The 16519-nt window shown below is 66.5% G+C and carries 16 protein-coding genes; 4 read left to right on the top strand and 12 right to left on the bottom strand.

Annotation, left to right across the window (positions count from 1 at the left end; translation table 11 throughout):
• Positions 1-884: DeoR/GlpR family DNA-binding transcription regulator (locus tag L288_RS26000; protein ID WP_236612999.1), on the top strand; the 884-nt coding region annotated here is incomplete at its 5' end.
• Positions 885-931: 47 nt separating this feature from the next.
• Here L288_RS26000 and L288_RS25995 read toward each other — a convergent pair.
• Entirely contained in the window at positions 932-1615 is a 684-nt protein-coding gene (locus tag L288_RS25995; protein WP_021237068.1) for a Fe2+-dependent dioxygenase, read from the bottom strand.
• A 639-nt stretch (positions 1616-2254) separates the two neighbouring features.
• Here L288_RS25995 and L288_RS25990 point away from each other — a divergent pair.
• The gene (locus L288_RS25990; RefSeq protein ID WP_031303916.1) at positions 2255-3247 is read left to right on the top strand and encodes a LacI family DNA-binding transcriptional regulator; all 993 of its coding nucleotides are present in this window, start codon (positions 2255-2257) and stop codon (positions 3245-3247) included.
• Between the two features lie 7 nt (positions 3248-3254).
• Here the strand turns inward: L288_RS25990 and L288_RS25985 are convergent, their stop codons facing one another.
• The 10 genes from L288_RS25985 to L288_RS25945 form a co-directional block, all read right to left on the bottom strand.
• Positions 3255-4718 (bottom strand): FAD-dependent oxidoreductase, encoded by a 1464-nt coding sequence (locus tag L288_RS25985; protein WP_031303915.1) that lies wholly within the window; start codon positions 4716-4718, stop codon positions 3255-3257.
• Between the two features lie 61 nt (positions 4719-4779).
• Complete coding sequence (locus L288_RS25980) at positions 4780-5532, bottom strand: SDR family NAD(P)-dependent oxidoreductase (protein ID WP_021237064.1); 753 nt, start codon at positions 5530-5532, stop codon at positions 4780-4782.
• Positions 5532-6254 (bottom strand): TetR/AcrR family transcriptional regulator, encoded by a 723-nt coding sequence (locus L288_RS41900; protein WP_021237063.1) that lies wholly within the window; start codon positions 6252-6254, stop codon positions 5532-5534. The genes L288_RS25980 and L288_RS41900 overlap by 1 nt, the downstream gene beginning before the upstream one ends.
• 95 nt (positions 6255-6349) lie before the next feature.
• On the bottom strand, positions 6350-7768 hold the full coding sequence (locus tag L288_RS25975) for a sugar porter family MFS transporter (protein ID WP_021237062.1): 1419 nt from the start codon (positions 7766-7768) through the stop codon (positions 6350-6352).
• A 35-nt stretch (positions 7769-7803) separates the two neighbouring features.
• Positions 7804-8562 carry an SDR family NAD(P)-dependent oxidoreductase gene (locus L288_RS25970; protein WP_021237061.1) on the bottom strand — a complete coding sequence of 253 codons (759 nt, stop codon included), beginning with the start codon at positions 8560-8562 and terminating at the stop codon, positions 7804-7806.
• Complete coding sequence (locus L288_RS25965; RefSeq protein ID WP_152522036.1) at positions 8559-9707, bottom strand: fumarylacetoacetate hydrolase family protein; 1149 nt, start codon at positions 9705-9707, stop codon at positions 8559-8561. Before L288_RS25965 ends, L288_RS25970 begins: the two co-directional genes overlap by 4 nt.
• 65 nt (positions 9708-9772) lie before the next feature.
• Positions 9773-10813 carry a LacI family DNA-binding transcriptional regulator gene (locus L288_RS25960; protein ID WP_031303912.1) on the bottom strand — a complete coding sequence of 347 codons (1041 nt, stop codon included), beginning with the start codon at positions 10811-10813 and terminating at the stop codon, positions 9773-9775.
• A 133-nt stretch (positions 10814-10946) separates the two neighbouring features.
• Entirely contained in the window at positions 10947-11729 is a 783-nt protein-coding gene (locus L288_RS25955) for an SDR family NAD(P)-dependent oxidoreductase (protein WP_021237058.1), read from the bottom strand.
• Between the two features lie 133 nt (positions 11730-11862).
• Entirely contained in the window at positions 11863-12663 is an 801-nt protein-coding gene (locus L288_RS25950; protein ID WP_021237057.1) for an SDR family NAD(P)-dependent oxidoreductase, read from the bottom strand.
• 129 nt (positions 12664-12792) lie between these two features.
• Complete coding sequence (locus L288_RS25945; RefSeq protein ID WP_021237056.1) at positions 12793-13062, bottom strand: hypothetical protein; 270 nt, start codon at positions 13060-13062, stop codon at positions 12793-12795.
• A gap of 162 nt (positions 13063-13224) precedes the next feature.
• Between L288_RS25945 and L288_RS43410 the strand changes: the two genes are divergently transcribed.
• Entirely contained in the window at positions 13225-13383 is a 159-nt protein-coding gene (locus L288_RS43410; protein WP_161625643.1) for a hypothetical protein, read from the top strand.
• A complete protein-coding gene (locus L288_RS25940; protein WP_021237054.1) occupies positions 13383-13565 on the top strand; it encodes a hypothetical protein in 183 nt (60 codons plus the stop codon). The genes L288_RS43410 and L288_RS25940 overlap by 1 nt, the downstream gene beginning before the upstream one ends.
• Positions 13566-13595: 30 nt before the next feature.
• Here the strand turns inward: L288_RS25940 and L288_RS25935 are convergent.
• The coding region (locus tag L288_RS25935) for a TRCF domain-containing protein (protein WP_021237053.1) at positions 13596-16519 on the bottom strand (2924 nt) is incomplete at its 5' end.

The following is a 16519-nucleotide window of genomic DNA, read 5'->3' as shown; positions in this document are numbered from 1 at the left end:
CCATGGATTTCGCCGCGCCGTCATTGCATAAGCGGGCCGGAAAGGGGAAACACCCCCCCTCCCGCACAAGAGCGAAGGACGAGACGGACGAAATGCATGCGGCGGAACGCGAAAGCCTGATCCTGGAATCGCTGCGCCTCAGCGGGTTCATTTCCTATCGCGATCTGGAGGCGCAGTTGGACGCTTCCCCGGCGACGATCCGCCGCGACCTCAGCCGCCTGGAGGAACATGGCCATATCGTCCGTGTCCATGGCGGGGCGAAGATCGCCGCGCCCGCCGCCAACGCCGCGCCCGAACCGCAGAGCCGCCTGACCGGCACGCCCTTCGACCAGTCGATCACGCAGAATCTGGCGCAAAAGCAGGCGATCGGCCGCGCCGCCGCCGCCCTGTGCGAGCCCGGCGAGGGCATCATGATCGATGGCGGCACGACCACCTTGCAGATGTGCCCCTGCCTTGAGGGGCTCGACCTTCAGGTGCTCACCAATTCGCTGCACATCGTCAACGCGCTGCTACCCCAGGCGGGCACGCGCATCCTGCTGCCGTCGGGCACGCTGTTCCGCGAGCAGAACATCATCCTGGCTCCAGCGGGGGAAGACAGCATGCCGCGCTTCCACGCGCCCAAGCTGTTCATGGGCGCCGCCGCCGTCGGCCCGCGGGGCGTGATGCAGCAGGACGTCATCCTCGTCGCGGCCGAACGGCGGCTGGTGGACCGGGCCGAACAGGTCATATTGATGGTCGACAGTTCGAAATTCGCCTCCTCATCCGGCGCGATCGTATGCGGGCTGGACGAGGTGGACACCCTTATCACCGACAGCGGCATCGATCCGCAGGCCGCCGCCATGGTGCGCCGCGCCGGGATCGAACTCATCATCGCGCAGGACTGAGCGGCAGAATTCGGTCCTGCGTGAAAGGCTTGGCCTGATCCGTCAGTTCAGGCGTCGGCCCAGCGGCGCAGCAGATTATGGTAGACGCCGGTCAGCCGGATGATCTCCGCATTGTCGTGGCTCATCGTCACCGCCAGCGCCTGGATGCTGCTGTCGAGGTCGAACAGCGTCTGCCGTGCAGCATCGTCACGGACCATGGATTGCAGCCAGAAGAAACTCGCCACCCGGCGGCCGCTGGTCACCGGATTGACCCGGTGCAGCGATGAGGAGGGGTAAAGCACCGCATGACCGGCGGGCAGCTTCACCTGTTGCGCGCCGAACTGGGTTTCCACCGCCAGTTCGCCGCCGATGTAGCTGTCAGGATCCTCCAGAAAGACGGTCATCGACAGGTCCGACCGCACGCGAAAGCCGGTTCCTGCCTGGATACGCACTGCGTTATCGACATGGATGCCGAACGCCTGGCCGCCCGCATAGCTGTTGAACAGGGGCGGAAAGATCCTGAGCGGCAGCGCGGCCGCGATGAACAACGGGTTGCGGCTCAGCGCCTCAAGGATCATCTGCCCCGCCTGCTGCGCTTCGGGCGAGTCTTCGGGCAGTTGCAGGTTGTTCTTGGCCAGCGCGGACTGATGGCCGGACGTCACATTGCCGTCCACCCATTGCGCGGCGTCGATCAGCGCGCGGATATCCTTGAGCTGCCGCGCATCGAGCAGTTCGGAAATGATCGTCAGCATGAATTATCTCTGCCCCCGCGCCGTGCCATTCCCGTTATTGCGAACGGTTTTCAAAGTCAATTCCATGCCGCTACAGTCGCTGTCCGCGACATGGCTCAGCGCCATGACCCGCCCTATCCCAAGCCGGTAATTTGAGGTAAGATGAGGCCAAATAAAATGCGTGAGAGGATCGATGAGTCTGCTCGCTCGCTGTCTGGATTGGCTTTGCCGCCTGTTTGAACCGGCGGCGCAGGACGAGTCCATCGTCAATCATTTCATATGCGGTTCGCGCGAGCCACCCACCGACGCCTGAGCTGGCACGCAGCCCGATGCGCCATTCACGGCGGCGCCAATCCATGCGGAGCGATAACCCGGGCAATGCAGGCGCGTGCAGTCGCCCATCATTGCCCGGGAAAACATTGTCCTGAAATCCTGTGGAGGATGACAACGTTGTCTCACCGCTCTATAGCGGCCTGCGAAAGGGATCAAGAGGCTTTTCGCATGGAACGGGACCGGAGTGGCGCAGCTTGACGCATATATCGCTGGCGATCGGCATGGTTCGGCAGAATAGCCCGGATTTCCGCTGGAATGCCGTAATCCCTTCGCATTGCAATGCTGACGCCTGCCTCCATCATCCCGCAATTCCGAACAGCCATTTCCATGCCCAGCATCCGTGACGTCGCCGCCTTTGCGGGCGTTTCGATCAAGACCGTGTCCCGCGTTGTCAATAATGCGCCCAATGTCAGCCGCGATCTGCGCGACCGCGTCGCCGCCGCGATCAAGGCGCTCGACTACCGCCCCAATCAGGCGGCGCGCCGCCTTGCGGGCGGACGATCCTTCCTGATCGCCTTCCTCTACAACAACCCCGCGCCCGGCTATGGCGGCGGCATTCAGGCGGGGGCAGCGAATCGCTGCCGGGAACTGGGCTATCATCTGGTCGTCGAACCGATTTCGCTGTCGGGCGAGGAACGGTTCGAAGTGCTCGACCGCCTCGTCGCCGCGTTACGGCCCGATGGCGTGTTCCTCACCCCGCCGCTGTCCGACGATGTACAGATCCTGCGCCGCCTGTCCGAACTCAACCTGCCCTGCGCGCGCATCGCAGGATCGGTCATGTCGCCCAGCTTCAACATCCCCACGCCGGAGCGGTCCGCCGGGCGGATGGTGGCCGATCATCTCATCGGCCTGGGGCACAGGCGCATCGGCGTCATCTGCCCGCCCGTCAGCCATCGCGCGGCCCAGCGCCGGGTGGACGGGTTCAGGGACGGCCTGACCGCCGCCAGGATCGCCATGGACGAGCAGATGTTCGTCGAGGGCGCGTTCGATTTCGCATCGGGCATCAGCGGGGGCGAAGCGCTGCTGGGCCTGCCTCACCCGCCCACCGCCATCTTCGCCACCAATGACGACATGGCGCTGGGCGTGCTGACCCTGGCCCACCGGCGCGGGCTGCGGCTGCCGGACGACCTGTCCGTGGTCGGCTTCGACGATACGCCGGGCAGCCTTACCACCTGGCCGCCGCTCACCACCGTGCGCCAGCCGCTCGACGCCATGGGCCGCGCCGTTGTCGACGCGCTGGTGGAGGGACTGGCGGATGCGCCATCCTTCCGCTTCGAACTGGTGAAGCGGGACAGCAGCGGCCCCGCGCCCGGCCGATAGCCGCCGCTCAGCCGCGCGCCGCCTTGCGCCCCGCCTGCCGCCCGAAGAAGGTGCAGTCGGCAAGGCTGAGGCCCGAACTATAGCCATGGCCCCAGGCGGGCAGGCTGGACGTGCACCGGCCCGCCGCGAACAGGCCCGGCACCGGCGCGCCGCCATGGTCCAGCACCTCGCCATCGACCGAGGTGCGCAGCCCGCCCAATGTGAAGAAGCTGAAATAGCTGTTCTGGAAATTCAGCTCCAGCGCCACGAACGGTCCCTGATCCAGCGGCGTCAATATGGGCGGCTTCTTGTGGAACAGCGGGTCGCGCCCTTCCGCCGCATGGGCGTTGTAGAAGGCCATGGTCGCCGACAGCGTGCCCGGCGCCATGTCCAGCTCGGTTTCGACCTCTTCCCATGTCTCGCCCGTCCCGGCGATGGTGATCCCCGCCATTTCCAGCGGCTGGTCGAAATGGGCGATGTCCAGCAGCAGATAGACGCGATCCCCCATCTGATCGACGGCGACCCGGCTCACCCGGCCATGATAGCAATCCTCGTTGATGAAGCGCTGGCCCGCCTGGTTGACGAACACGCCATGCGCCTGCGGTTCGGGCATGGTCCAGGGGCAGGTGGTGAAAAACTGCTCCATATGGATCGCGTCGCCGCCAGCGCCCACGCCCATTTCGATGCCGGAACCATCGTCCTGATCGCCGATCGGGCTGCTGATCTTGAAGGTTTCGGGGCAATAGCGCCGCCGCATGTCTTCGTTGAAGACGAAGCCGCCGGTGCACAGCACCACGCCCTTCGCGGCGCGGACGAAGCGGTTCACATTGTCGATGCGCACCACCACGCCCACGACCCGCCGGTCCTCATCCTGCACCAGCGCGACGGCGCGGGCGTCGGTCACCACCTCCACGCCCAGGGCGCGGGCGCGGCTTTCCAGCAGGTCGACCAGCGGACGCCCGCCGCCCCAGCCCACATGCTGGATGACATGGCCGCGCGGCGCTGGTCTGGCAATGTCGCAAAACGGCCAGGCCGCCTCGCTTCCCGACCACATCAGCGTCGAATCATCGACCGGCTCGATATGCTTTCCGGGCAGGTAATTGCCGCGATAGGGAATGCCCTGTTCCTTCAACCAGCCATAATGCGCCAGGGATTCGCGCGCGTAGAGATCGCATTTGGCTTCGTCGGCGCACGGGCCGCCTGCCGCCTTCAGATAGGCGGCCATATCCTCGGTGCTGTCCTCGAACCCGGCCGCCCGCTGCGCGTCGGTGCCGCCGCTGCCGCCGATATAGATTTCGCCGCCGGACAGGGCCGATGCCCCGCCGCTTCCCGATCCACGTTCGAACAGCATGACCCGCGCGCCAGCCAGGGCGCCCTCGATCGCCGCGCAAGCGCCCGCCGCGCCAAATCCGATCACGGCGATATCGGTTTCATGGTCCCAGGCCTGAATCGCTGAGGCCGGATAGGGTCGGTGAAGCGACACGTCAGTCACTGGCTTACTCCATTGGGCCGCAGGGGTTGCGGCGGTTCATAGGGGAAGAAGGCGCGCCGGATCATCCAGCCACCGTATAGCCGCCATCGACATACAGCGTTTGTCCTGTGATCCAGCTTGCCGCCGGGCTCGTCAGGAACAGGATGGCGTTGGCGATATCCTCCGGCTGGCCCAGGCGGCCGAGCGGCGTGCGGGCGAGGGTGGGTTCCAGCCATTCCGCCTGCTGGAACGTGCCCGCCGTCATCCCGCTCAACGTCAGGCCCGCCGCCACGGCATTGGCCCTGACGCCGCGCGCGCCCCATTGGACGGCCATCGTCCGCGTCAGCCCGACCAGCCCCGTCTTGGCCGCGCCGTAACCGGGCACCACGCCAATGCCGAAAAAACTGCTCATCGACCCGATGCCGATGACGGACCCGCCGCCTGCCAGCTTGCTTTCGGCCAGCAGGTCCACCGTCCGGCGGGCCATGCGAAAGGCCGAATTGAGCAGCATGTTCACCGCCCGGTCGAAAATCTCCGGCTCCCATTCGTCGAGGCCAAGGCTGGGCAGCGCTATCCCGGCATTATTGATCAATATGTCCAGCCGGGGCAGCGCCGCCGCGACGCTATAGATATTCGCGGCGTCTTCCACATCGAGTTGAAGATAGCGGAAGCCCGAAAGGTCCGCGTCGTAATCGGCGGCGCTGCCGCGCGTGCCGGTGATGGTCACGTCCGCACCGGCGTTACGATAGGCCGCCGCCGTCGCCGCGCCGATCCCGCTCGTCCCGCCGGTGACGAGGACATGGGCGCCGCCATAATCATAAACGGGCGATGTCATCATCTCTCCTTTGTCCCCCCGGCGAACGGCGCGACGAGCGCAGCGACCATCATCGCCTCCAGATCGCCGGTGAACCTGCCCAGACTGGCTTCGTTGAGATCGCCCGACGCCTCAAGCAGATGAGAATAGTCGGCCAGGCCGTGATAGAGCATCACCCCGGCGATGATGAGGCGGCGTTCCGCCACGTCCGGCGGGATCGCCCGCGCGCTCAGCGCCAGGTTCAGCATGCGGCTCAGCCGTTCCGTAAAGGGCGCGGCAAAGGGCGCGGAACCGGCGCGGTGCATGCCGATGGTATGCACCGCCACCAGCTGGGCATTGAGGCGGACGAACGCCTTGCCCCCATCGGGATCGAGCAGCTTTGCCGCGACCGGCCGCACGAAAGCGGCCACCACCTGCTCGATCGCCGGAACGCCGCCGCCTGCCTCCATCTCGTCGAACAGCCTGTCGCGCTGCCGGGCGATGCCGGGAACATGCTTGTCCAGGATCGCCTGGATCAGTCCGTCCTTGTTGCCGAAATGATATTGGCAGGCGCTTCCATGCCTCTGCCCGGCGGCCTTGTTGATCTCGTTCAGCGAGACAGCCTGAACGCCCTGTCCGGCGAACAGCCGCTCCGCCACGCCGATCAGCTTCGCGCGCGTGGCCCCGCTGCGCGGCGATGCGGCCGCCGCTGGCTGCTGAGGCTGTGCCTCGTCCGCAGTAACGGCCCCTCCCGCCCGCAACATGACGCCCTCTCGCTAGTTAGTGAGACCGCACTAATTTTACCGTGAGGGCTTGGCAAGCGCCTTGTGGGAGAGGCCGCGAAAACAGGACGCTCGGTCTACCCGGCCATGTCCTCCAGCTCGCGCCCCTTGGTTTCATGCACCAGCGCACGGACGAAGAAGAAGGAGACGGCGGCGAAGAAGGCATAGCCGGTATAGGTGATCGCCAGCCCCGGCGACACCGCCAGCGCCGGAAAGCTGACCGATATCGCCGCATTGGCCATCCACTGCGCGAAGCCTGAGACGGCGAGGCCCGATCCCCGGATCTGGTTGGGGAACATCTCGCCCAGCATCACCCACATGATCGGCCCCCAGCTCAGGTTGAAGAAGATCACGTAGAGATTGGCCGCGATCAGCGCGATCACGCCATTATTGCCCGGCAGCGACACCGCGCCGTCCGCGCCCGTCACCGCGGTCGAAAAGGCATAGGCGACCACGGCCAGCGTCACCGCCATGCCCGCCGATCCGATCAGCAGCAGCGGCTTGCGCCCGACCCGGTCGACAAGGGCGATGGTGGCCAGACACGCGCCGATCGAAAGCACGCCGGACAGGATATTGGTCTGCAAGGCATAGTCTTCGGAAAAGCCGACCGCTTCCCACAGGGTCGCGCCATAATAAAAGACGACGTTGATGCCGACCAGTTGCTGGAACACGGCAAGGCCGATACCGGTCCACACGATCGGCCGGATCCTTCCGCTGCTCTTGTCGATCAGGTCGGACAGTTTGGGGCGATGATGATCCGCAGCCAGACTGCCGCGTATTTCCACGACCTTGCGCGCCGCCGCTTCGGGTCCGAAGAGGCGCGTCAGCACCGCCTGCGCCTCTGCTTCGCGGCCGCGCGCGACAAGGTAGCGGGGGCTTTCCGGGATCACCAGCAGGGCAAGGAAGTAGATGGCGGCGGGGATCGCTTGCAGCCAAAACATCCAGCGCCACGCCGGAAAGCCCATCCACAGTTCGGCCGTGGAGCCACCGGCATGGCGGGCAAGCACGAAATTGGCGACGAACGCGCCGGTCAGGCCGGTGATGATCATCACCTGCTGCACGCTCGACAGCCGCCCGCGCACCGCCGCTGGCGTGACTTCGGAAATATAGACGGGGGAAATGACGCTCGCCGCGCCGACGCCCAGCCCGCCGATGATGCGGGCGATGATGAAGACCGCCGACGATCCCGCCGCTCCCGCCAGAATGGCGCTGGCGAGGAAGAGGATGGCCGCCAGCATCATGACGCCGCGCCGCCCGATCAGGTCCGCCATGCGCCCGGCCAGGAACGCGCCGATGGACGATCCCACCAGAATGGCGCCGACATTGACGCCGATCCCCAGCTTCCCAAGCTGGAAGGCGCTTTCCAGTCCCTTTTGCGTGCCGTTGATCACGCCTGAATCATATCCGAACATGAACCCGCCGATCGTGGCGACGGCGACGATGGCGGCGATGAAGGCCATGTTGACCCGCTCGGCGCTCCCGCTCCCCTCAGTCATTGCAATCCCTCCTGCCCTTTTTCTTTCCGTACCGGTCAGCGCCAGCCCGCATCCATGAAATAGCCATGGCCCGTGCACATGCGCGCATCATCGGACGCCAGGAACAGCGCCAGCGCGGCGACATCCTCCGGCAATATGCGTCCGTTCAGGCACTGCTGCGAAACGATCTCCGCCTCGCCTTCGGGCGTGTACCATTTCATCTGCCGCTGCGTCTTCACATTGCCGGGAATGATGCAGTTCACTCTTATGTTATCGCGGCCAAGATCACGCGCCAGGCTGCGCGTCATGCCCTCGATCGCGGCCTTGGCGGTTTCGTAAAGGGCAAGCTCCGGCAAGGCGAGATGCCAGCTGATCGATCCGAAATTCAGGATCACGCCCCCGCCCGCCCGCTTCATCGCGGGCGCGGCGGCCTGCGCGGCGAAAAATTGATGGCGCAGGTTCACCGCCATCCGCTCGTCCCAATAAGCAGGGGTGACATCCTCTATCCTGTGGCGGTCGTCGCTCGCGGCATTGTTGATCAGGATGTCGATGCCGCCGAAATCCGCCTCGACCTGCGCCATCACCGCCCTGAGCGAATCGATGTCGCGCAGGTCGCAACGGTGAAAGACAGGCGCGGCCTCCGCATCGCCCAGCCGCGCGGCCAGAGCAGCGCTTTCCGCTTCCAATATGTCGCAAAAGGCCACGCGCGCGCCTTGCGCCGCAAAGGCCTGCACCAGCCCTTCGCCGATGCCGCTGCCTCCTCCGCTGATAAAGACGCTTTTACCCTTGAGGCTGGGGTAGATGGCCCGGCTCATGCAACATCTCCCGGCGCTACGGCGCGGAGCAGACCGCGCGCGGCAAGGTTGGACATCAGGCGGGACAGGCCAAAATCCCAGGCAGGCGCATCCTTCGCCAGCACCACCCGGTTGATCAGGCGGCCAAGCCGCGCGTTGGAGATGGTGACGACATCGCCGACCTTATGGGTGAAGCCCCGCCCCGGATGATCCCGATCCTGCACCGGCGCAAACAGCGTCCCCAGGAACAGCACGAAGCCGTCGGGATAATGATGTTCCGACAGCGTCTGACGCATCAGTTCCAGCGGATCACGGCTGATCTGGTCCATGCTGCTGACCCCTTCCAGCCGGTAGCCCTCGGGCCCGTCGATGGTCAGTTCCACGTCCGCCGCGCGCACATCGTCCAGCGTGAAGCTGTCATCGAACAGCCGGATCAGCGGCCCCAGCGCACAGGACGCGTTATTATCCTTCCCCTTGCCCAGCAGCAGCGCCGAACGCCCTTCAAAATCGCGCAGATTGACATCGTTGCCCAGCGTCACGCCCACCAGCTTGCCAGTGCCGTTCACCACCAGCACGATTTCGGGTTCGGGATTGTTCCAGCTGGAATCGGACCGCACGCCGACATCATGCCCCGGACCCACGGTCGAAAGCGGCTGGGCCTTGGTAAAGACTTCCGCGTCGGGACCGATCGCCACTTCCAGATATTGCGACCAGATGCCGTCCTCGATCAACGCCGCCTTCAATTCCGCGGCCTCCGGGGAACCGGGCGACACAGCACGTATCGATCCGCCGACCCGCGCCTCCAGCCGGGTGCGGATCTCGGCGGCGGCGCTGGCGTCGCCCATGGCGCGCTCCTCGATCACGCGCTCGACGGCCGACAAAGCGAAGGTCACGCCGCACGCCTTCACGCATTGAAGGTCAATGGGGCTCAGCAGCGGCAGGGAAAGCGCGTCCAGCGGCCCAAGCACTATGCCGCCCGCAACCGTGCCAGGCAGCGCATCCAGCAATTGCGCGGACGTGGGAGCGACGCGGCTCATGTCATAGGCGATACCCTGCGACACAAGGATCGGGCTTGGCCCTTCCGGCGTCAGGACGCGCCCGGCAAAACTGCCTGCCTGCCAATCGGAAGGCAGCCAGTCGGGTGAGAGGACGACGCCTTTCATCATGCACTCCTGCAACTTTTATGTTTCTGGTAGCGCTACCAACAGCATAACGGGCAACAGGTCAAGCATCATCGCGGCGGCCCATCGGACTGGCGGCGGATCAACTCATAATCCAGCAGCACGGAGGCGGGCGGTTCTCCGGCATCCCTGGCCCCAAGCTGCCGCACCAGCAGTTCGACGGCCTGCCGGGACATGGCGCTGATCGGCTGGCGGATGGTGGTAAGCTCAGGCCAGATCGTCGTCGCGATGGCGCTGTCGTCAAATCCGCAGACGCTAAGGTCGCCCGGCACGTCCAGCCCCCGCCGATGCGCCGCCGCCACCGCCGCCGCCGCCATGTCGTCATTCGCCGCAAAGATCGCCGTGGGCGGGTCCGGCAAGTCCAGCAGCTTGCCCGCTGCCTCCAGCCCCGACCTGTAGGTGTAAAGCCCCGGCCCTGTCAGCGCCTCATCCTGCGCGACACCCGCTTCGGCCAGCGCGGCGAGATAGCCTTCATAGCGCCGCCCGCTGGCATGCTGGTTGGGATTGCCCCTGATAAAGCCGATGCGCCTGTGCCCCAGCTGGAGCAAGTGGCGCGTCATCTCATAGGCGGCGCGACGATCGTCGATGCTGACCACCGGCATTCCCTCCGGCGGGCGGCTGGTGGCGACCGCGACGGCGGCGATGCCAGCCCGTTGCAGCGCCTGCGTCAGCGGCTCCAGATCGCACAGCGGCGGCGGCAGCAGGACGCCGTCGACGCGCGAACGCTGCAAATGAGCGATGACACCCTCGACCGATGTCCCTTCATCCCACCGTTCGATGACCAGAGTGACGCCGCTGCGGCTCGCCTGGTCAAGGCTACCGACCAGAAATTCGCTGAGATAGGCCGCTGACGGATTGCTGTAGAGCAGCGCGATCCGCCTTTCCTCACCCCCCGCCAGGCTGCGCGCGGCAGCGCTTGGCGCGTAATTGAGCTCGGCGATCGCCCGCTCCACCCTTTCCCGCATGGCGGGCCGGACGACCTGCCCGCCGTTGATCACGCGCGATACGGTCATGGGCGACACGCCCGCTTTTTGGGCGACATCGTTGATGGTCGGCGCGTTGCGCTGACGCCGCGTGCTTTTTCGTTCCAAGGTCACGGCAGGCGCTTTAAAGTGGCCAAGGGGTTCAGCATCCGGCGATGCCTAGCCGAAAGAAGGTGCCCGCCAAAGCGAAACTCACCGCCGCGACGCCGCGCCTGTGACGCGAACGCCGCGGCGATATTCATCAGGCGCGCATCAGCGAACCGCCATTGACGTCGACGATGGCGCCGTTGATCCAGCGGCCATCGTCCGACAGCAGCAGCGCGACGACTGCGGCATGATCTTCCGATTCGCCCAGGCGCGTGTGCGGCGTGCGCGACATGAAGTGCTGCGCCCATTTAGTGGCCTCTTCGGCATTGGCCTCCATCTGCTTCTTCATCTCGCCGGTAACGGTGAAGCCGGGCGCGAGCACATTGGCGGTGACACCTTCCTTGCCCCAGCGCGCCGCGACATGCCGCATCAGCGCGTTCACCCCCGCCTTGGCCATGGCATAGCAGGGCCGCACCGGCTCCCCGCCATGGGCCGAACCGGAACTGGTATAGACGATCGCGCCCTTACCGCTCTTGGTCAGGTGGGGCAGCACGGCGCGGGTGCACAGCAGATGGCCGCGCAGGTTGACCGCAATGGTGCGATCGAAGATCGACAGATCGATGGACAGCGCGTCGCTGTCTTCCATGATGACGCGCAGGTCCGCCGCGTTGATATGCGCGCCGTCCAGCCCGCCGAAGCGGCTCACCGCCTCCTCCGTCGCCTTCTGCACCGATGCTTCGTCGGAAATATCGACATGAACGGCAAAGGTTTCACCGCCCGCTTCCTGCGCCACCTTCGTGGCGCCTTCGATGTTGATGTCGGCCGCGCAGACCCGTGCGCCTTCTTCCGCAAGCCGCTTGACGGTGGCCGCGCCAATGCCGGTCGCGCTGCCGAACACGATGATGCGGCGGCCGTTAAGTCGATTGTTGATAGTCATGAGCATCCTCCAGAAAAGCCGATGGGCCGGTCAACTTGATGGCGGTTAGTAACCGCTCACTCCTGGTGAGTAGCAGCCGGTGCGCACGCCGTCACCATCGCAATGGCTTTATGGCCCACCGGCCTGCGGGACGTCAGCCCTGCTGGAGCGATGCGGGCGCGCCCGGCAGGCCCTCATGATAATAGCCCGCTGCCCAGCCGCCATCGACCGCCAGTTCCGCGCCGCTGATATAGGATGCCTCGTCGGAACAGAGGAACAGGCTGGCCGCGGCGATCTCCTCAGGCTCGCCGATGCGCTGCAACGGCACGCGGCGGTGGCCGTGATTCATCTCCTCCATGGTGCGGTTCGCCTGCGGGTTCACCATGGGCGTGTGCACCCCGCCCGGATGCACGGAATTGACGCGCACGCCATGTGGTCCCAGTTCCAGCGCCGCCGTCTTGGTCATGCCGCGCAAGGCCCATTTGCTCGACGAATAGATGCCCAGCGCATTGGCCCCACGGAATCCGTCGATCGACGCGATGTTGAGGATAGACCCCCGCCCGGCGGCCCGCATCGCTCCACCGGCATGTTTCATGCCCAGAAAGGGGCCCTTGACATTGACCGCATAGACCCGGTCGAACTCAGCCACATCAGCGGTCACCAGTTCGCCAAAGCTCAGCACGCCTGCATTGTTGACCAGCGCGTCGATCCGGCCATGACGCTGGAGGATATCAGAGATCAGCGCTGCCCAGGCCGCTTCGTCCGCAACGTCCAGCTTCACGAACCGCGCGCCGCCGCCCAGTTCGTCGGCCAGCGCCGCGCCTTCCGCTTCCAGCATGTCGGCGATCACGACGATCGCTCCTTCCCGCGCGAACAGGCGGCATGTCGCCGCCCCCATGCCGCGCGCGCCGCCGGTGATCACCGTCACCTTGTCCTGCAAACGTCCCATCTTCATCCTTCCTGCTGAACCTGTGCGCGGCGTTTCACCGCGCTGTCACGGCTGCGGAAGCAGATGGCGGCGCGATATTCAACGATTTCCTCGCGCGCGGGCGGCGGGAATCTACAGGGGCAGGCGGAACATGCCCTAGCGGCCTGACCCGCCCTGCGTCGCCGATCCGGTGGCTGAGGAGCCCGGCGTGGACGTAGGACTGTCGGCAGCCGTTACCGCGCCCCGCGTGCTGGTTTCCCCGTCCGTCATAGCGCTGCCTGCCCCTTCGCCGGGGATGCCGTCCGGCACCGTGCCCGCCGTCGTATTGCTAGGCGCGAAAGTCGAGTCCCCTGAATCCGCCTGATCGCTGGGCGCGCAGCCCGCCAGCCCGATCGCGAGCGCGGCGAGGGACAGATATCTGGCCATGGCATTCCTCCGCTTGCATGGATCAGTCAGGCAACAGCGCCGCTCCCGCCCCGTTCCGCCCGGTCTGCCGAAATCGACCAACAGCTAACCCAGGTGGGCGAATGGCCCGGCTCCCTAGCGACCTCTGGGACATTTTTTTCCGGCACCTAAGCCAAGGAGAGAATGATGGCCGGTAACCAGCAGAACGCCCCTTCGTCCCAGCAACCGGCGGAGGGCCGCGACGATACGCCGCCGCCCACTCCGGGAAGCCCCCGGACGGAGGATCGGAAGGACAGCAAGGCCGATGGCGAAAGCAGCGGCAAGACAGAAGGACATCAGTGATGGCGCAGAAAGGCGCGGGCGGCAACCCCGGCGCGATCCCCAGCAAGGGGGGCGATGCCGGATCAGGAACGCAGAGCAAGACGACAGGCGGCAAGGGCGGCGGTGGACGCTCCGGCGGCAGCAAGAGCGGCGGCGGCGGAAATAGCGGCGCGCCGTCTGGTGGCGGCGGCAAAAAGTCCTGATATATCCGCACCGGCGGGGCGGCGGGGCTCCTACCCCGCTTCCCCGCCGATCGCCTCCAGCAGTTCCACGACGCGATCCTTGCGCTCCGGTTCGTCCGTCTGTTCGCGCAGCAGCAGCCTGCCATCCTTTTCCACCAGCCCCGCCGCCCCTTCGGCGATCGCGGCATCCGGCTGCGGGGTCAGCGCGATGGCGGCAGGCCCGGCATCGATGCGCGCGATCCGCAGCGCGCGGCCCAGCATGGCGATGCGCGCGGTCGCCACCAGTTGCCGGGCAGGCTGCGGCAAGGGACCGAAGCGATCCGCAAGCTCCTCCTCCAGCGCCTGGAGCGCTGCTTCATCCGCGATCCGCGCCAGCCGGACATACAGGCCAAGGCGAATGTCCGCCTCTGGAATCCAGCTTGCGGGCAGAGCGCCCGCCGCGCCGATATTCACCTCCGGCGACCACAGGCCCGCATCCTCGCCCCGCGCCTGCCGCAGAGCCGCGCCGAAAATATGCTGGTAAAGGTCCACTCCGATCAGCTTCATATGCCCGGCCTGGGTGTCGCTCAGCAGGTCGCCACCGCCACGCTGGTCCAGATCCTCCGCACTGATCGCGAAACCCGCGCCCAGTTGGTCATGGATGGCGAGCGTACGCAGGCGCTTCATCGTGCGTGGCGCGATTTTCTCATCCCGCGTCACCAGCATCACCTGCCCGCGCCGGTTGCCCCGTCCCACCCGGCCGCGCAACTGGTGCAACTGCGCCAGGCCGAAACGGTCAGCGCGCCACACGATCATCGTGTTCGCGCGCGGCACGTCCAGCCCCGCTTCGATGATGTTGGTGGCCAGCAATATGTCGCCTTCGCCATCGGCGAAACCGACCATCGCCGCGTCAATCTCCGCTGGCGCCATCTTGCCATGCGCCTGCGTCAGCGAAAGATCGGGCACGATCCGGCCCAGCCGTTCCGCCAGCGGCGCCAGATCCTCGATCCGGGGCGCGACGACGAAGCTCTGCCCGCCGCGCGCCTTTTCCCGCAACAGGGCGGTGCGGATGCGGCCATCGTCGGGCGGGCTGAGGCTGGTGCGGATCGGTTGCCGCCGGGCGGGCGGCGTGGCGATGACCGAAATCTGCTGCAAGCCTATCATCGCCCGGTGCAGCGTGCGCGGGATCGGCGTGGCGCTCAGCGTCAGCAGATGAATGTCCGGCCGCCCGCGCAGCTTCGCCTTGTCCGCCGCGCCGAAACGCTGCTCCTCATCGATGATGACAAGGCCCAGCTTCGCATAGCGCACATCCTTTGCCATGACCGCGCCCGTGCCGATCACGACGCGGATCGATCCATCCGCCAGCCCCGCCTTGGCTGCCTTCTTATCCGCCGCGTTCGACAGACGCGACAGGCCAGCGACTACGATGCCGGTCCCGGCGAAGCGCCGCTCGAATGTCTGGAGATGCTGGCGCACCAGCACCGTCGTCGGCGCGGCCAGGATGACCTGATACCCCGCCAGCGCGGCCAGCGCCGCCGCTCGCAGCGCCACCTCCGTCTTGCCATAGCCGACATCGCCGATCACCAGCCGGTCCATCGGCCGCCCGCTGGCCAGATCGTCGCGCACCATCTGGATCGCCCGCGCCTGATCGGCGGTCTCGTTGAAGGGAAAGCCGCTGACGAACCGCTCATAAAGCGCGGGGTCGGGATCGATCACCGGCCCTTCCAGCCTGGCGCGTTCCTCCGCCAGCGCCAGCAGCGCCTTCGCACTTTCGGCGGCGGCCTCGGCAATGGCCGCGCGGCGCTTCTCCCAACTCGCGCCATCCAGCCGGACGAGCTTCACCGCGTCCGCATCCGCGCCATAGCGCCAGATGCGCCCTGCCTCCGTCACCGGCACCAGCCGCCGCGCGCCGTCCGCATATTCCAGCGCGATCATTTCCCCTTCGCCCTCTTCCTCGCCCGGCGCGGGTTCCAGCCCGGCGACGCGCGCGACGCCATGATCCTCATGCACCACCACGTCCCCGGCGCGGATATCGCCGCTGCTCAGCGCGAGGGCATGGCCGATCGGTTCGGGCCGCTCGCCCACGAGCGCGCGGCTGCCCAGCAGGTCGCCCGCAGCTACCATCACCAGCCTGTCCCGCATGCCGCCGCGATCGATGGGCGCGATCAGCGCAGCGCCGCTGCCGCCGGGCATCGCCTCCGCCTCGGTCATACTTGCGACGGAGCCAATCTCCACCTTCAGCTTCTTCTCGATGCGCGGGCGCAGGAAGCGGATGTCGCGCTCACTGCCCGTCAGCAGCAGGACATGGCCCTCATCGATCAGCGGCTTGACGAAGCGGACCATGGCGTTGAGTGGCGAGCGGCTTTCGGCAAAGCGCGGCACCGGGTGAACGGCCGCATCCTCCTCCACGACCGTCCAGTCCTTCGCCGCCTGCGTCCATGCTTCCTCATCGAAGGCGTCGACCTTGCCCTTGTCCCGCCCGGCGGCCTCGCGCGCCAGCTTGATGAAGCGGCGGCGGCGCTTGTCCGCTTTGGCCGACATCATCAGCCGCCCCGTGCGCAGATGCGCCAATATGCCGCCCCGCTCCGATCCCTCCGGCTCCAGCGCCCGGCCGACCTCCAGCAGATCGGACGCTCCGTTGCTGAGCTGCGTCACGGGGTCATAGCTGCGGATGGCGGCAATCCTGCCATCGCTGATCTCGATCCGTGCGGGCATGCCCGCATCCGCTGGAAAGATATCGATGACATCGGCCCGCACGGCGACTTCGCCCGGTTCGTCCACCCGGTCGTCGATGACATAGCCGATGCGCTCCACCTCCTGCGCGAAAGCGGCGGTGTCGATCGGATCACCAGGGCGCAGCGTCGGCGGCACGGCGTCGAAGGCGGCGGGCTCCGCATAGAGCCTGGCCGCCGCCTCCCCGCTCATGATGCAGGCCAGGGTGGGGCGATCCGCTGCCGCATTGGCCCGGCGCAGCGCCCGCAGGGCCGCCACCCGCT

Origin of the sequence: Sphingobium quisquiliarum P25, assembly GCF_000445065.1 — a bacterium.
GTDB lineage: Bacteria > Pseudomonadota > Alphaproteobacteria > Sphingomonadales > Sphingomonadaceae > Sphingobium > Sphingobium quisquiliarum.
Note: the sequence above shows the minus strand (reverse complement) of the source record. Positions and strands in the feature narration are given on the sequence as shown.

Coding starts and splice junctions, on each gene's coding strand:
- L288_RS25995 (WP_021237068.1), bottom strand. CDS start 1,615: ATGCTGACGATCATTTCCGAACTGCTCGATGCGCGGCAGCTCAAGGAT.
- L288_RS25990 (WP_031303916.1), top strand. CDS start 2,255: ATGCCCAGCATCCGTGACGTCGCCGCCTTTGCGGGCGTTTCGATCAAG.
- L288_RS25980 (WP_021237064.1), bottom strand. CDS start 5,532: ATGACATCGCCCGTTTATGATTATGGCGGCGCCCATGTCCTCGTCACC.
- L288_RS41900 (WP_021237063.1), bottom strand. CDS start 6,254: ATGTTGCGGGCGGGAGGGGCCGTTACTGCGGACGAGGCACAGCCTCAG.
- L288_RS25975 (WP_021237062.1), bottom strand. CDS start 7,768: ATGACTGAGGGGAGCGGGAGCGCCGAGCGGGTCAACATGGCCTTCATC.
- L288_RS25970 (WP_021237061.1), bottom strand. CDS start 8,562: ATGAGCCGGGCCATCTACCCCAGCCTCAAGGGTAAAAGCGTCTTTATC.
- L288_RS25965 (WP_152522036.1), bottom strand. CDS start 9,707: ATGATGAAAGGCGTCGTCCTCTCACCCGACTGGCTGCCTTCCGATTGG.
- L288_RS25955 (WP_021237058.1), bottom strand. CDS start 11,729: ATGACTATCAACAATCGACTTAACGGCCGCCGCATCATCGTGTTCGGC.
- L288_RS25950 (WP_021237057.1), bottom strand. CDS start 12,663: ATGAAGATGGGACGTTTGCAGGACAAGGTGACGGTGATCACCGGCGGC.
- L288_RS25945 (WP_021237056.1), bottom strand. CDS start 13,062: ATGGCCAGATATCTGTCCCTCGCCGCGCTCGCGATCGGGCTGGCGGGC.
- L288_RS43410 (WP_161625643.1), top strand. CDS start 13,225: ATGATGGCCGGTAACCAGCAGAACGCCCCTTCGTCCCAGCAACCGGCG.
- L288_RS25940 (WP_021237054.1), top strand. CDS start 13,383: ATGGCGCAGAAAGGCGCGGGCGGCAACCCCGGCGCGATCCCCAGCAAG.